Origin of the sequence: Bacillus amyloliquefaciens DSM 7 = ATCC 23350 (genome assembly GCF_000196735.1) — a bacterium.
Lineage (GTDB): Bacteria > Bacillota > Bacilli > Bacillales > Bacillaceae > Bacillus > Bacillus amyloliquefaciens.
This window is the reverse complement of the sequence record NC_014551.1, coordinates 543,018-557,500: the sequence shown is the minus strand read 5'-3', so window position 1 is coordinate 557,500 and position 14,483 is coordinate 543,018. Positions and strand designations below refer to the sequence as shown.

Sequence of the window (14,483 nt, the reverse complement as noted above, 5' to 3'; positions counted from 1 at the left end):
TTTTTTCTCGCTTATTATTTCCTTCTATATAATAAAAGAATGAAAAAGCAGGATACCTAAAAACCCTGCTTCTCTCCTGATTACCCGCTCACCTCGGCTTCAACGGTTTTTCGATCTGTTTTTTCATAGGCGCGGAAATTTTGTTCAAGCTGTTCGAGCGAAAGACCTTTTGTTTCCGGCAGGAACCTTTTTACGAATATGACGGACGCTATCCCTAACAGGACAAAGATGAAGAAGGTTGCAGACAACCCGATGTTTGCGAGCAGAACCGGGAAAGTCAAACCGACAAGGAAGTTCACGATCCAGAGGCAGAAGACAGTGACTCCCATACCGAGCCCCCGCAATCGAAGCGGGAATATCTCCGACAGCATCAGCCAGGTCACCGGAGAGACAGCTCCCTGCTGAAACGCAAGGAAAGTGACGGTTAATGAAAGAATCACATAAGGAAGTGCAGGCGATCCTTTCAGCATGACAGACAGAATCCCGATCAGCAGCAGGACGACAGTCGTTCCGATCAGCCCCGTCATCAGCATCGGGCGGCGGCCGACTTTGCCGAGAAGCCATATGCCCACAAAAGTCGCGAGCACAGAAATCACACCGTTAGCGATATTGCCGATCAATGCAGCCTTTGTTTCGAAGCCGGCATCTTTTAAAATTTGAGTTCCATAGTACATAATTGAATTTACGCCGGTGAGCTGCTGCACTACCGCAATTCCGATTCCGATAAACACAATGCGGCGCACCCACGGGACGGCAAGGTCCTTAAATGTCGCCTGCTCCATCTCCGCTTCCTTATGAAAAGCAGATTCAATCTCAGCAAGCTCAGACTTTGCTTTTTCTTCATTGCGTATTCTCCGGAGTACGCGCAGAGCATCTTCTTTTCTTCCTTTAGAAACCAGCCAGCGCGGACTCTCAGGAACTTTAAGCATACCGAAAAACAAGAATACCGCCGGAAGCGCCGCGATAACAAGCATGTAACGCCAGGCATGAGAGGTATCACCGAGCACATTGCCGATAATAGCATTACACGTAAAGGCAAGCAGCTGGCCCGTTACAATCATCAGTTCATTTTGGGTAACCATTCTCCCGCGACTTTCCGCCGGAGACATTTCAGCCAAGTATGCCGGAACTGTTACGGACGCTCCCCCGACAGCAAGCCCCAGCAGAAAACGAGAGATAATCATAACCGATACATTAGGCGCCAGCGTACATCCAAGCGTCGCCACAAAGAACAGAACGGCAAGGATAAGGATATTTTTACGTCTGCCATTATAATCCGACAGCCGCCCGCCAAAAACCGCGCCGATCGCAGCGCCCAAGAGCAGGGAGCTTGCCACCATGCCCTCAGTCAGAGCCGTAAGATTAAGCTGATCAGGTTCCGCCATAAACGGCAGCGCTCCATTAATTACACCTGTATCGTAGCCGAAAAGAAGTCCTCCGAACGTCGATACTAAAATGATGGTCCTCAAAAATGAATACTGGCTGCTATTTTTATTCATCTTCAAATCCTCCTAGCTTTTATGCTGAGATAATACCTGAATATTCAGTTATCGATATTTACACCTATACCGTCTGCACACATGCTCCGACCGCCCAAAACAGTCCTATAATGAAGAAATCAATATGAAAGCGTTATCATTTATAATTAATATTCACTTCCCTTCCGACAAATTGTTATTTTATAGTTACTTTGTAGTGAAGTTATAATGATATTATTGGCACTTATGTTATTATCATAATTTTAAAAGCGCTTTCAGTCAATAAATATTTCAGAAAATTTTATAATTTATCTATATGTGACCTATATATAATCATTTCATATTTATAATCAGCTTACTTTTATAACTTACTCAATATTTAACCTTACTTTTAACCAATAATTGATTATATATTGAAAAAACCCCCAACTAATGTTGAGGGTTTTCGCTTTATTCTTCATTCAATTTAACGATCGTTCTTCCTCTCGCTTCTCCTTTTAAGAGAGCAGGAAGCGTGTCCGGCAGCTCCTCAAGTGTAATTTCCTTTTGAATAAAGGCCTCCAGATCTGCAGGCTTGAAATCATCAGCTAAACGCTGCCATGTTTTCTTTCTTATTTCCATTGGACAGAATACGGAATCAATTCCCAAGAGACTGACGCCGCGCAATATAAACGGGAATACAGTAGCCGGGAGTTTCGTTCCGGCTGTCAGTCCGCTCACTGCCACTGCCCCGCCGTACTGAATCTGACTGAGAACTGACGCAAGCGGCTCACCTCCGACCGGATCGACGGCCGCTGCCCATTTTTGTTTTTGCATCGGTTTTAACGTGCCGTTATAAACTTCGTCACGGTAAATAACCGTCTTCGCTCCGAGACTTTTCAAATAGGCGCTTTCTTCTTCTTTTCCCGTACTGGCCTCAACGTCAAAACCTAAGGAAGAAAGAATGGAAACCGCAAAGCTTCCGACACCGCCTGTTGCTCCCGTCACCAGGACCTTCCCTTTTTCAGGGGCGGCATGGTTTTCTTCAAGCCGCTGAACGGACAACGCAGCCGTGAAACCGGCGGTTCCGATCGTCATGGCTTCTTTAAGTGTCAAACCATCAGGCAGAGGCACAACCCAATCTGCCGGAATGCGGGCCATCCCGCTATAGCCGCCGAAGTGGGAAACACCTATGCCGTAGCTTGTCGCAATAACTTTGTCCCCTTCTTTGAATCGGTCGTCATCTGAGGAAACAACGATTCCCGCTAAATCAATTCCCGGTACGAAAGGATACGAGGTTACGATCTTGCCGTCCGGAATGGCGGCCAAGCTGTCTTTATAATTCACGCCTGAATAGCAAACCTTAATCAGCACTTCGCCCTCGGGAAGGTCCTGAACAGCCAGCTGCCGTACGCTTACTGAAAACCGGTCTTCACGTTGATCGACTACTAACGCTTTAAATTGATCTGTCATCACTACGTCTCCCTTAAAATGAATTGAATTGCTTTGGAAAAGCATAAAATAAGTTTGATTTGTTTTCAAATGTCCTGCCCTGTGTAGTATGATCAAAAGAAAAAACAGCGAAAGAGTGGTTACACAGCATGTCTGATAAACAAAACAATGATAACAAAAACAGCAACAGCGGTAATCAAACATTACCGGACATTATTCATACCGCCGTTTTCAAGGCGCCGATACAAGTTGTCTGGGATACGGTCTCCACTGCAGACGGACTGTCCCTCTGGTTTATGCCGAATGATTTCACGCCTCAGGAAGACAGTGAGTTTCAGCTGGAATCCCCATTCGGTCCATCTCCGTGCAAGCTGTTGGATATCGAGGCGCCATACCGTCTTTCTTTTTCGTGGGATACGGAGGGCTGGATCGTTTCTTTTGTCTTAAAAGAAACGGAAAGCGGAGATACGGAATTCACTCTCATTCACGGCGGATGGAAAGAACCGGATGCCGTCATCAATAAAGTCAATCGGAAAAGCTCTGAGATTCACAGTACAATGGATCAAGGATGGAACGGACTTGTGAACACAAAACTCCGCGGGGCGGTCGAAGCTTAAAACAAAGGGACGGGATACGCTTTCCGTCCCTTTGTTTGCTGCCGATACATAAAAATCGACTTTGCAAAGACACTAACAGAAGAACCGAAAACTTATTTCAGGGGGCGCTGTTTGTGTATTATTACAAAGAAGAGCTGATCAATATCATTAAACCGGACAAGCCGGACCCGGCCGCAGCCAAGGTGCTTCAGGAAATTTTAGGCGGGCATTACGGGGAAATGCGGACGATGATGCAATACTTTTTCCAAAGCTCTAATTTCAGAGGAAAAGAAAAGCAGTTCCGCGACCTGCTTCGCGGTGTATTTTTAGAAGAAATTGCACACGTTGAGCTCGTCCAGAATACGATTAATGCGCTGCTCGACGAAAGCGGCGCTGAGGGTGCCGGAAATCAGGCAGCAGATCAGGCGCCGATTGATGAAGCGGTGAAGCATGCCAATCCGCACCATTATATTATCGGGGCGCAAAGTTCCCTGCCTGCAGATGCCAGCGGCAACCCATGGAATGGCTCTTGGGTCTACAATCACGGTAATCTGATTGCCGACTTATTGGACAATGTTGTGCTGGAATCAACCGGCGTTCTGCAAAAAACGCGCATTTATGAAATGAGTTCAAATCAGACGTTCAGAGAAACACTCGGTTTCCTGATTGTCCGTGACAACGCCCATCAAAATGCTTTTACAAAAGCGCTGGAAACTCTGGGTGTTGAATGGGGGAAATTATTCCCCGTGCCGAATTATGATATTGAAAAATATCCGGAATGCCGGAAATTCGTTGAGATGGGTTATCATAATACCCAATTTAATTTCAGGCTGGACCCGACACGGATCGGAGAAATTCTGCAGGGAACGACGCCGAGCCGAAACGGCGGCGAATTAAGTGTGTCCGAACCGCCTAAAGGTTTTCCTGTGCCTGAGCTTCCGGAGCTTCCGAATGAGCACAGCCCAGGACTGAAAGATATGAACTTGTAATAAAAAACGCCTGCTTCGTTCGGGCGTTTTTTTAATTTTTATGGGAATGAGGTTTGAACGCGGTCAAAACAGGGAATATATGCGGGGAGATCTTGAGATACGGCCGTTTTTCAAGTCACTCCATTATAATTTGAGCACATTGCTGTACATACCATCAACTCGAAAGTTGTCCTAATTTTCCAGCCGGCCGGCTGGGTATGTTCGAATGATAATGGGAATTATGTAAATAGAACAATGTCTTTTTAAGGAGGCAGCGAATGTCTAAGCAAGGAAACTTCCAGAAATCCATATCACTATTTGATCTTATTTTAATCGGCATGGGAGCCATATTCGGTTCGGCATGGCTGTTTGCCGTCAGTAACGTCGCCTCTAAAGCGGGTCCATCAGGGGCTTTTTCCTGGCTGATCGGCGGGGGGATTATCTTATTGATCGGCTTGGTTTACGCGGAACTGGGCGCCGCTCTGCCGCGGACCGGAGGAATTATCCGGTATCCCGTTTATTCACATGGACATCTCGTCGGATATTTAATTTCCTTTGTCACCATTGTGGCATACACGAGCCTTATTTCTATAGAAGTCACGGCAGTCCGCCAATACGTGGCGTATTGGTTTCCCGGTTTGACCGTAAAAGGCTCCGATTCGCCGACAATTGCCGGGTGGATATTGCAATTTGCGCTGCTCTGCCTGTTCTTCCTCCTCAATTACTGGAGTGTCAAAACCTTTGCGAAAGCAAACTTCATTATTTCGATTTTTAAATACGTCGTTCCGATTACGGTTATTGTGGTACTGATTTTTCATTTTCACCCGGGCAATATGACCGTTCACGGATTTGCGCCTTTTGGTTTCACCGGTATTCAGGCGGCGATTTCCACAGGCGGTGTCATGTTTGCCTACCTCGGGCTGCACCCTATTGTAGCTGTCGCCAGTGAAGTGCAGAATCCGAAGCGCAACATTCCGATCGCATTAATTGTCTGTATTATTGTTTCTACCATAATTTACACCGTGCTGCAGATCACTTTTATCGGGGCGATTCCGGGAGACACACTGAAGCACGGATGGCCGGCTATCGGGCAGGAATTCTCCCTTCCGTTCAAAGATATCGCCGTTTTACTCGGTTTAGGGTGGCTGGCGACATTGGTTATTTTAGATGCGATTTTATCACCGGGCGGCAACGGAAATATCTTTATGAATACGACTTCACGTCTCGTCTATGCCTGGGCCAGAAACGGAACATTATTCAGCATCTTTTCTAAAGTCAATAAAGAAACCGGAACACCGCGTGCCTCTCTTTGGCTCTCGTTCGGTCTGGCTGTTTTTTGGACGCTGCCGTTCCCTTCCTGGAACGCTCTCGTCAACGTATGCTCCGTCGCATTGATTCTGTCTTATGCGATTGCGCCGATTTCTTCAGCGGCGCTGAGGGTAAACGCGAAGGATATTAACAGACCGTTTTATTTAAAGGGTATGAGCATCATCGGACCGCTGTCGTTTATTTTTACTTCTTATATTGTATATTGGTCCGGCTGGCGCACTGTTTCCTGGCTTCTCGGTTCTCAAATTGTCATGTTTCTCGTCTACCTCTGTTTCAGTAAATATGCCCCTAAAGATGATGTCAGCATACGGCAGCAGCTGAAATCAGCCTGGTGGATCGTCGGTTTTTATGTCATGATGCTGATTTTCTCCTATATCGGCTCGTTCGGCCATGGATTGGGCATTATCAGCAATCCGCTTGACCTGATTCTGATCGCCATCGGTTCGCTCGGCATTTATTACTGGGCAAAATATACAGGGCTGCCGAAGGCTATAATCGACAGTGATAAATGACGAATGCCGGAAAGAAGCACGATCTTCTTTCCGGTATTTTTATTGTTAAGGATGACAAAAAAACAATCATATGATAAAATGAATGACAGTCATTCATAAAGGAGGAACCCCTCTATTGGCAAAACAAAGCTCGGGAAAATATGAAAAGATCCTGCAAGCCGCGATTGAAGTCATTTCTGAAAAAGGATTAGACAAAGCATCCATTTCAGAAATCGTTAAAAAAGCCGGAACGGCCCAAGGTACGTTTTACTTATATTTTTCTTCTAAAAACGCACTGATATCAGCGATTGCAGAAAACCTGCTCGACCTTACGCTGGACAGAATTAAAGGGAAAACCGACGGCACTGAAGATTTTTGGACGGTGCTGGACATTTTGGTTGATGAGACATTTCACATCACCCGGCTTCATAAAGATATTATCGTCCTCTGTTATTCCGGTCTTGCCATCGATCACTCAATGGAAAAATGGGAGGCCATTTATCAGCCTTATTATTCCTGGCTGGAAGACGTGATCAATACGGCCATTGAGCAGAATGTGGTCATCAGCGGCATTCATGTCAGATGGACGGCCAGAACGATTATCAACGTTGTCGAGAACGCGGCTGAACGATTTTATATCGGCTGTGAACAGGATGTCGATCTCGAAGTGTATAAAAAAGAAATATTCAGCTTTCTTAAAAGAAGCTTGCAGAAATGATTGGCAGAGACCGATCATTTTTGACCGCCATAAAAATGACTGACATTCATTCATAATTGAGGTGACTGTAAATGTATTGGCTGCTTGTACTGATAGCCGGACTGTTAGAAGTGATTTGGGCGTCTGCCCTGAAGCATGCGGATTCGCTCATTGATTGGATTGGTATTTTCCTTCTGATTGCCGTCAGCTTTCTGATGTTGATCCGCTCTTATAAAAAAATCCCCATGGCTGCCGCATATACCGTTTTTGTCGGAATAGGCACGGTCGGCACATATGTAACGGGCGTTATTTTAGGAGAACCTTTTTCAATCGGGCAGATATTCTTTTTGGCTTTGCTGCTGTCCGGCATTTTAGGAATGAAGGTATTTACGAAAGAAAATAAAACAAGGAGTGAACATTAATGGCTTGGCTGCTGTTATTTATTGCCGGAGCGGAAGAAGTTGTAGCGGCCGTTGCCATGAAACATATTGACGGCTTTAAAAAAAAGTGGCCGCTGATTGTCATGACAACAGGCTTTATGCTTTCATTCTTTTGCCTTTCTGAAGCGATGCAGGTCCTTCCCACAGGTGTTGCGTATGCAGCTTGGACCGGCATGGGAAGCATCGGCGTTTCGGCCGTGGGCATACTCTGGTTTAAAGAAAAATTCAATCTGTCACAATTGGTGTCTCTGGGGCTTATCCTCATCGGTGTCATCGGTTTAAAACTGACGACATGATGGCCGGAGACTGCTTTTCAGATAAAAAACAAAGGACCCGTCTCGGGTCCTTTGTTTTTTATGCTGTTTTGATCTGTTCTGCTTTTCCCGCTCCGACTCCGAAAATAAAGATCAGAACGGAGACTGCGATCAGCATGAATAACGGAACCGTCCAGCCGTGCGTGATGTCATGCAGCAGGCCGAATACGAGCGGTCCGAAGGCGGCAAGCAGGTATCCGAATGACTGAGCCATGCCGGAAAGCGCCGCGGCTTCATGAACATGCCGGGTCCGCAGGCTGAAAAACATCATCGCCAGACTGAACGCACAGCCTCCCGCAATTCCGATCAAAATGACCCATAGCGGAGTAAGAGACGGGCTCCCGCAAAGAACACCGGCAATGCCGATGAAGAAAAATAAGGCCGTCAGTCCGGCGAGAGCGCGCTGATTTTTCATTTTAGCGGCAGCGATCGGCACGATAAAGGTAATCGGCAGGAGTGAGAACTGCATTAACGAAAGCATCCATCCCGCCCTGCTTGAGCTGAGTCCATTCTGCTGAAGAATTTCCGGCAGCCAAGCGATGACTGTGTAAAAAATAAGGGATTGCAGGCCCATAAACATCGTCACCTTCCAAGCCAGCGGGGACCGCAGCAGACTGCTTTTCTTCCCTCCGTCTGCCCCCGGCGTGCGGACGGGCAGTTCGCGTCCCCTCATTTGCGGAATCCACATGACGAACGCTATTAAAGAAAGAATGCCCCAGCAGCCGAGCGCGCCTTTCCAGCCCAATCCAGCTGAGGAGGCGATCGGTACGCTGATGCCGGATGCAATCGCGCCGCATAGATTCATAGAAACCGAGTAGACGCCGGTCATAACGCCTAAATTTCCCGGAAACTTATGTTTAATGAGACTCGGCAGCAGTACGTTGCATACGGCAATCGATAATCCCAGCAGGATCGTCCCTAAAAAGAGAGTGCCGATCCCGGCGATTGAGCGCAGCAGGATACCGGCTGTCAGGATAATTAATGATGACAGTAAGACAAGTTCGGTTCCGAAGCGCCGGGACAATAAAGGAACAAACGGCGACAGACATGCAAAGGCCAAGAGCGGCACTGTGGTAATGGTGCCGGCAGCCGCATTGGTCATTCCGAGGCTGTCCCGAATTGAGGAAACCAGCGGTCCGACCGATGTCAGAGGCGCTCTGAGATTGGCCCCTATCAATATGACTCCGATGATCAGCAAGATCAGTTTCTTACGCTGACTTGCTTGTAACATTTGATGTTCGTCTTCAATTTTCATGTTTATCCTCCATGTGTATTGTATCTTTAAATCCTGTGATGTATTGATTGACAGCCTCCATGGCCTGATCCGGTTTCTGTCCGGCAATCGCATCGGCAAGCTGGCTGTGGACCCTGATATCAGGGGTGATTTCCAACAGGTTATGGACTGACGCACAAAGCGCCTCCGTCATATGTTCGTATAGATCAGAAAGCATATTGTTATGGGCCGCCTGTACAATTGTTTTGTGCAGCTTAATGTCGGCTTCGGCATACCGTTTTCGATCGTCGTTTTGCAAGGCCGCTTCACATTCATCCAGACATGCCTTCAGTGCCTCCAAGTCTTCATCAGTACGCCTTTGGGCCGCCAATCGTGCGGCTTCTCTTTCAAGTGCGTATCTGACTTCTAATGTTTCAAGCAAATTTGATTTTTTTATGTGACGGTAAAATGCCGCGCCGAGGACACTGGATGAGCTGACATACGTACCGCTCCCCTGCCTTGTCTGAAGCAGGCCGGCATGTACGAGCGCCCGGATGGCCTCACGCAGCGTGTTTCGGCTCACATCAAATTGCTTCATTAAATCCAGTTCAGGGGGAATGCGCGTCCCGACCGGCCATTTATCCGATTGAATTAACGATTCAATTTGCGCCACCACTTGTTCTACGAGCGACAGTCTGCTTGTTTTGGATATATCCATCAAAACACCTCTGTAATTTGTAGGATGATTCTATCATTGGATAATATAACATAAAATCGGCGAAGGTGTAAATCAGGCGCAACGAAAAAAAGAGTGAGTTTTTTCTCTCACTCTTCGGCGCTTTTACGAACGTTTTATATTAACTGAGGTCACGACAAACTTGTCATGGCGGTGGCGGGAAAATGAATATTCAAAGGGGGTGCCGTTATCCAAAAAGCCTACATGCTCGACTTCCAGTATCGGGTCATCCGCCCGGCAGCCGAGATATTGCTGATCCATATCATCCGACTTGCACGCTCTGATTTTTCTGTGTGTGCCTGCGATTTTGAGCTGCAGCTCTTGCGTAATATGATCGTAGATGGAATGGTTGAGCACCTCGTCGTTAATGCCGGGTATAAGGCTCGCCGGCATGTACGTTTTTTCAAGAACGTACGGTTCGCCTTCGACGATTCTCAGCCTCACTACATAATAGACGGGAGTCTTTTCGTCGATGGCCAAATGCGCGGCGACATCTTGAGACGGGAACTGCACTTCAAACCGGATGACCTTGCTTTTGACGTCTTTGCCTTTTAACAAATTGCTCAAGCCGAGAATTTCGTTGCTGACTACGTGAACGTGCTCGTCCTGCATGGCTGATTGAATAATAAACGTGCCGTGCCCTCTTTTTCTGAAAAGCATCCCTTCAGCCGCAAGCGTGTCGAGCGCCCGTTTCATCGCCATTCGGCTGCACCCGAATTCCAGTGCGAGCGTCTTTTCATCCGGGATCGGCTGATCTATGTCATAAACACTGCTTTTAATCCTCGTTCTCATTTCGTTGGCGATTTTTTCGTACTTATTCATCGGTTTCCTCCGGCTGTGTAATGTTTGATCTGTATAGACTCCTTACGGTTATCATAAATTTTTTTCCCTGCTTCATCAATGACGTTACAGCCGCCGTTATTAAAATTGAAAGGATTTCCTCGAATTTTCTATGGAATCTCTCTCACTATTATGGTAGAATTTTTTGCAGAAACGGACACAAACGAATATTGCATACATTGTATAACCTCAATGATATGGTTTGAGGGTGTCTACCAGGAACCGTAAAATCCTGATTACAAAAAACTGTCCCGCACACTTTTTGTAATCAGGATTTTTTATTTTCTAAAAAATAAAAAAAGGAGTATCTGTACATGAATTTCAAAGTATTTCTGCTTGCAGCATCTACTATTGCAGTCGGATTGGTTGAATTAATTGTGGGCGGTATTCTCCCGCAAATCGCTTCCGACTTAGACATATCGATCGTCAGCGCCGGGCAGCTGATCAGCGTGTTCGCGCTCGGTTACGCGGTATCAGGCCCTCTGCTTTTGGCAGTGACGGCAAAAGCTGAACGAAAGCGGCTTTATTTAATCGCACTTTTTGTTTTCTTCCTGAGTAATCTGGTCGCTTACTTCAGTCCCAATTTCGCCGTACTTATGGTGTCACGAGTGCTCGCTTCCATGAGCACAGGGCTGATTGTCGTCCTTTCTTTAACGATTGCTCCTAAAATCGTGGCGCCGGAATACAGAGCGCGGGCGATCGGCATCATTTTCATGGGCTTCAGCTCCGCAATCGCTTTAGGCGTGCCTGTCGGCATTATCATCAGCAATGCCTTCGGATGGCGCGTGCTGTTTTTGGGAATCGGCGTATTATCTCTGGTTTCCATGCTGATTATCAGCGTCTTTTTTGAAAAAATACCTGCTGAAAAAATGATCCCGTTCCGTGAGCAGATTAAAACGATTGGGAACGCCAAGATTGCCAGCGCGCATCTTGTTACCTTATTTACATTGGCGGGGCATTACACACTATATGCCTACTTTGCGCCTTTTTTGGAAACAACGCTTCATTTGAGTTCTGTTTGGGTCAGTGTATGCTACTTTTTGTTCGGCCTGTCAGCGGTATGCGGCGGCCCGTTCGGAGGCTGGCTGTATGACCGTTTAGGATCATTTAAAAGCATCATGCTTGTGACCGTTTCTTTCGCTTTGATCCTGTTTATCCTTCCGCTGTCAACGGTTTCTTTAATCGTTTTCCTGCCTGCGATGGTCATTTGGGGATTGCTCAGCTGGAGCCTTGCGCCGGCGCAGCAAAGCTATTTGATCAAAATCGCGCCTGAGTCTTCCGATATTCAGCAAAGCTTCAATACGTCCGCTTTGCAAATCGGCATTGCGCTCGGGTCAGCCATCGGCGGCGGCGTGATCGGACAAACGGGTTCTGTCACAGCAACCGCCTGGTGCGGCGGTTTGATTGTCATTATCGCAGTCAGCTTAGCCGTATTCTCTTTAACGAGACCCGCTTTGAAAAGAAAATCCGCATAAGTGTGAGACCGCAAAAAAGCCAAAGGAATTCCTTCGGCTTTTGCGTTCTTTTTTATTTTGCGGCAGTAAGCTCGTCTTCTGTCACCCATTTATGGTTGGTTACTTTTTTGCCCCCATCAGTTGGTGTATAGTCGACCATGTAAACGGTTGTCTTTTTGGCTGAATCAATGACGGCTTCAGCACCCTTCATGCCTTTCATATGGGCTGCCTCGATGACTGCCTTGTCACCCGGATTTAACGTTTTATCGCCAGCGCCCTTCAATTCTTCCTGGATGACCCATTTATGATCTTCAACGCGCTTTCCTCCGGTTTCCGGAGTGTAAGATACACTGTAAACCGTTGTATCATAAGCACCTTTTACGGTCCCTTGCGCATTTTTCATGCCTTTCATATGAGAAGCTAAAATCATGACGTCACTGCCCACTTTATAAGTCGGATTTTCGGCCTTCTTTAAACCCTTCGGCACCTCAGATGAACCTGAGTGATTCATGTCTTCGTGTGAGTGCGTTTCTTTGTCTTTCGCTTTTTCGCTTCCTCCTGAAGATTGGCTGTTGCATCCGGCAAGCGCCAGAACGGGAATCAGGAGAAACATGCTGAATAAAAATAGTCGCGCTTTCATTTCAATTAACTCCTTTGCTTTTTTGATAGTTTTGCGTTTCCCTTTCGGTTCCTCAGTAAAACAAAAGATGAATTGCGGCCTGTCATTTCTCCTAATTCTTCAAATCTCTCTTTATTGCCTTTCGTCAGGTGAAATTGTTCACAAAATGTACACATTAATAGAAATGCAGTATAATTCAATTATCAGATAATAGGGGGAACTCATCATGAAAACGAAGGTTTTTGCGGTGGTATTGGGCGCTGTTTTAATGATTGCGGGTTTGCTTTTGGCAGAGGTTTCACTTTATATGGAATACATCACAATGCTCGGAGCTATGATTTTTTCTTCTATATTTATGTCAGAGCCGAAAATAAAATTTCGCATAATCAAAGGGGTTTGACTTTTCTGTTACCGCCGTCTTCTCAGGACGGCGGTTTTTCTGTATGTCACTCAGTCTATTCGCAGAGCTGTTTCTTCTGTGGCGTCCTGATATAAAACGAAATGTGAGGCTGTTTGTGCTTTATCACCTGCAAATTCAATTTCAATCGGCAGCGCCCTGACAAAATAACGGGTTTCTGTCATTGGGAATAATTCGAATGGTGTTTGTCCGTCTATTGTAATATACAATCGGTTTTCTCTTACCGTCACCGCTGCATAGGTACCATCCTGAAATGAATAATTACCGATAAATCTGCTGTAAACGGCGGGGTCGATGTCTGCTTTTTTCTGATCCGCCGGACGTTTCGGAATCACATATGGCTGATCAAATAAGATGTTTACCGCCGCTTCGATCACAACTTGTTCAAATTGATCCGATTGTTCCATGTTGCTGAGATAAATCAGAGTTTTATTCTGATCAATATATCGAAGCATCAGACTGGAATATCCCGGCCAGCCTCCGTCGTGGCTGATCATCTTCCCTTTTTCGCTGCTGTTTCGGATCATCCAGCCAAAACCATATCCGAATTGCTCTTCTTCATTCCAATAGCCGGGTGTAAACGCTTGATCTTTAGATTCCTTGCTGATAATTTCTTCCGTATAAAGAGCCTGATCAAACAGATATAAATCCTTTATGGCAGAGTTAACGGTTCCGTCGCCTTGAATCCCGTCAAGAAAGACGACATAATCGGTTTCCTCAAGTTCATCCGGCAGCACATACTCTCCGGAATGAACATCATAGACATAGCCATATGCATAGTTCGGAATGGTTTCTTTGCTCAATCTTCTGTTATAAATCCGCGTATCGTGCATACGAAGGGGATGAAATACGGCTTGTTTCATAAATTCAGCAAAACTCATGCCTGATACAATTTCAATAATAACCGCTAACACAACATACCCCGTATTACTGTAAAGCCAGCCTTTATTCGGCGGGAAATAAACATCCGGCTTATGCCGTTTGAGCATATTCATAACATCTTGATTAACGGCAATTTTGTTCCGATCCCAATGTTTTAAGAACAACTCTATATAGTCCGGCAACCCTGACGTATGATGAAGTAAATGCCGAATGGTAATGCCCGGGTAAGGAAAATCAGGAAGCCACCGCTCTATCATATCGTCATAGCGCAACTTCCCTTCTTGCTCTAAAATGATGACACCCAGAGCTGTAAACGGCTTCGATACTGAAGCCAATTCAAAGACCGATTGGTCATTCAGCATCCTGTTTGTTTCCAGTTCTGCAGTTCCGAATGAACCCTGATATAAAATGCGGCCGTTTTCTGCTGCTAATACAGCTCCGTTTATTTCATGTCTTCCGTCTAATGTGCTGAAAAGCTGTTCAAAAGCTTGTTTTTTCTTATCGTTCATTCGCGTCCTCCCTTCTAAAAACTGATTCTCTCTTTTATACGGATACCTGCTTTATAGGTTTCAATATT

At 46.1% G+C, this 14,483-nt stretch carries 15 protein-coding genes and 1 riboswitch; of the genes, 8 read left to right on the top strand and 7 right to left on the bottom strand.

Annotated elements, in window-relative coordinates; translation table 11 throughout:
* Window positions 1-80: 80 nt before the first annotated feature.
* Together BAMF_RS23070 and BAMF_RS23065 are read right to left on the bottom strand one after the other, a co-directional pair.
* Window positions 81-1,499 carry a sugar porter family MFS transporter gene (locus BAMF_RS23070; protein ID WP_013351175.1) on the bottom strand — a complete coding sequence of 473 codons (1,419 nt, stop codon included), beginning with the start codon at window positions 1,497-1,499 and terminating at the stop codon, window positions 81-83.
* Window positions 1,500-1,928: 429 nt separating this feature from the next.
* Entirely contained in the window at window positions 1,929-2,930 is a 1,002-nt protein-coding gene (locus BAMF_RS23065) for an NADPH:quinone oxidoreductase family protein (RefSeq protein ID WP_013351174.1), read from the bottom strand.
* Between the two features lie 128 nt (window positions 2,931-3,058).
* Between BAMF_RS23065 and BAMF_RS23060 the strand changes: the two genes are divergently transcribed.
* From BAMF_RS23060 to BAMF_RS23035, 6 genes are all read left to right on the top strand, one after another.
* On the top strand, window positions 3,059-3,526 hold the full coding sequence (locus tag BAMF_RS23060; protein WP_013351173.1) for an SRPBCC family protein: 468 nt from the start codon (window positions 3,059-3,061) through the stop codon (window positions 3,524-3,526).
* Between the two features lie 113 nt (window positions 3,527-3,639).
* Complete coding sequence (locus tag BAMF_RS23055) at window positions 3,640-4,494, top strand: manganese catalase family protein (protein WP_013351172.1); 855 nt, start codon at window positions 3,640-3,642, stop codon at window positions 4,492-4,494.
* Between the two features lie 257 nt (window positions 4,495-4,751).
* Window positions 4,752-6,314, top strand: coding sequence for an APC family permease (locus tag BAMF_RS23050; RefSeq protein ID WP_013351171.1), 1,563 nt, complete (start codon window positions 4,752-4,754; stop codon window positions 6,312-6,314).
* Between the two features lie 115 nt (window positions 6,315-6,429).
* Window positions 6,430-7,011: a TetR family transcriptional regulator gene (locus BAMF_RS23045; protein ID WP_013351170.1), complete on the top strand. Its 582-nt coding sequence runs from the start codon at window positions 6,430-6,432 to the stop codon at window positions 7,009-7,011.
* A 71-nt stretch (window positions 7,012-7,082) separates the two neighbouring features.
* Window positions 7,083-7,412 (top strand): DMT family transporter, encoded by a 330-nt coding sequence (locus BAMF_RS23040; protein ID WP_013351169.1) that lies wholly within the window; start codon window positions 7,083-7,085, stop codon window positions 7,410-7,412.
* Window positions 7,412-7,726: a DMT family transporter gene (locus tag BAMF_RS23035; protein ID WP_013351168.1), complete on the top strand. Its 315-nt coding sequence runs from the start codon at window positions 7,412-7,414 to the stop codon at window positions 7,724-7,726. The genes BAMF_RS23040 and BAMF_RS23035 overlap by 1 nt, the downstream gene beginning before the upstream one ends.
* 58 nt (window positions 7,727-7,784) lie before the next feature.
* Here the strand turns inward: BAMF_RS23035 and BAMF_RS23030 are convergent, their stop codons facing one another.
* From BAMF_RS23030 to BAMF_RS23020, 3 genes are all read right to left on the bottom strand, one after another.
* Window positions 7,785-8,999 carry a CynX/NimT family MFS transporter gene (locus BAMF_RS23030; RefSeq protein WP_013351167.1) on the bottom strand — a complete coding sequence of 405 codons (1,215 nt, stop codon included), beginning with the start codon at window positions 8,997-8,999 and terminating at the stop codon, window positions 7,785-7,787.
* On the bottom strand, window positions 8,989-9,675 hold the full coding sequence (locus tag BAMF_RS23025; RefSeq protein WP_013351166.1) for a FadR/GntR family transcriptional regulator: 687 nt from the start codon (window positions 9,673-9,675) through the stop codon (window positions 8,989-8,991). The genes BAMF_RS23030 and BAMF_RS23025 overlap by 11 nt, the downstream gene beginning before the upstream one ends.
* A 123-nt stretch (window positions 9,676-9,798) precedes the next feature.
* Window positions 9,799-10,515 (bottom strand): GntR family transcriptional regulator, encoded by a 717-nt coding sequence (locus tag BAMF_RS23020; protein ID WP_013351165.1) that lies wholly within the window; start codon window positions 10,513-10,515, stop codon window positions 9,799-9,801.
* 177 nt (window positions 10,516-10,692) lie between these two features.
* Window positions 10,693-10,792, top strand: a riboswitch (purine riboswitch).
* A 55-nt stretch (window positions 10,793-10,847) separates the two neighbouring features.
* On the opposite strand from BAMF_RS23020, the gene BAMF_RS23015 reads away from it, so the two are divergent.
* Complete coding sequence (locus tag BAMF_RS23015) at window positions 10,848-12,008, top strand: MFS transporter (protein ID WP_013351164.1); 1,161 nt, start codon at window positions 10,848-10,850, stop codon at window positions 12,006-12,008.
* 52 nt (window positions 12,009-12,060) lie between these two features.
* On the opposite strand, the gene BAMF_RS23010 is transcribed toward BAMF_RS23015, so the two are convergent.
* A complete protein-coding gene (locus tag BAMF_RS23010; RefSeq protein WP_013351163.1) occupies window positions 12,061-12,627 on the bottom strand; it encodes a YdhK family protein in 567 nt (188 codons plus the stop codon).
* Window positions 12,628-12,832: 205 nt separating this feature from the next.
* Between BAMF_RS23010 and BAMF_RS41445 the strand changes: the two genes are divergently transcribed.
* Window positions 12,833-13,006 (top strand): hypothetical protein, encoded by a 174-nt coding sequence (locus tag BAMF_RS41445; RefSeq protein ID WP_014469830.1) that lies wholly within the window; start codon window positions 12,833-12,835, stop codon window positions 13,004-13,006.
* A gap of 50 nt (window positions 13,007-13,056) precedes the next feature.
* Here the strand turns inward: BAMF_RS41445 and BAMF_RS23005 are convergent, their stop codons facing one another.
* Entirely contained in the window at window positions 13,057-14,415 is a 1,359-nt protein-coding gene (locus BAMF_RS23005; protein WP_013351162.1) for a serine hydrolase, read from the bottom strand.
* Between the last annotated feature and the right edge of the window lie 68 nt (window positions 14,416-14,483).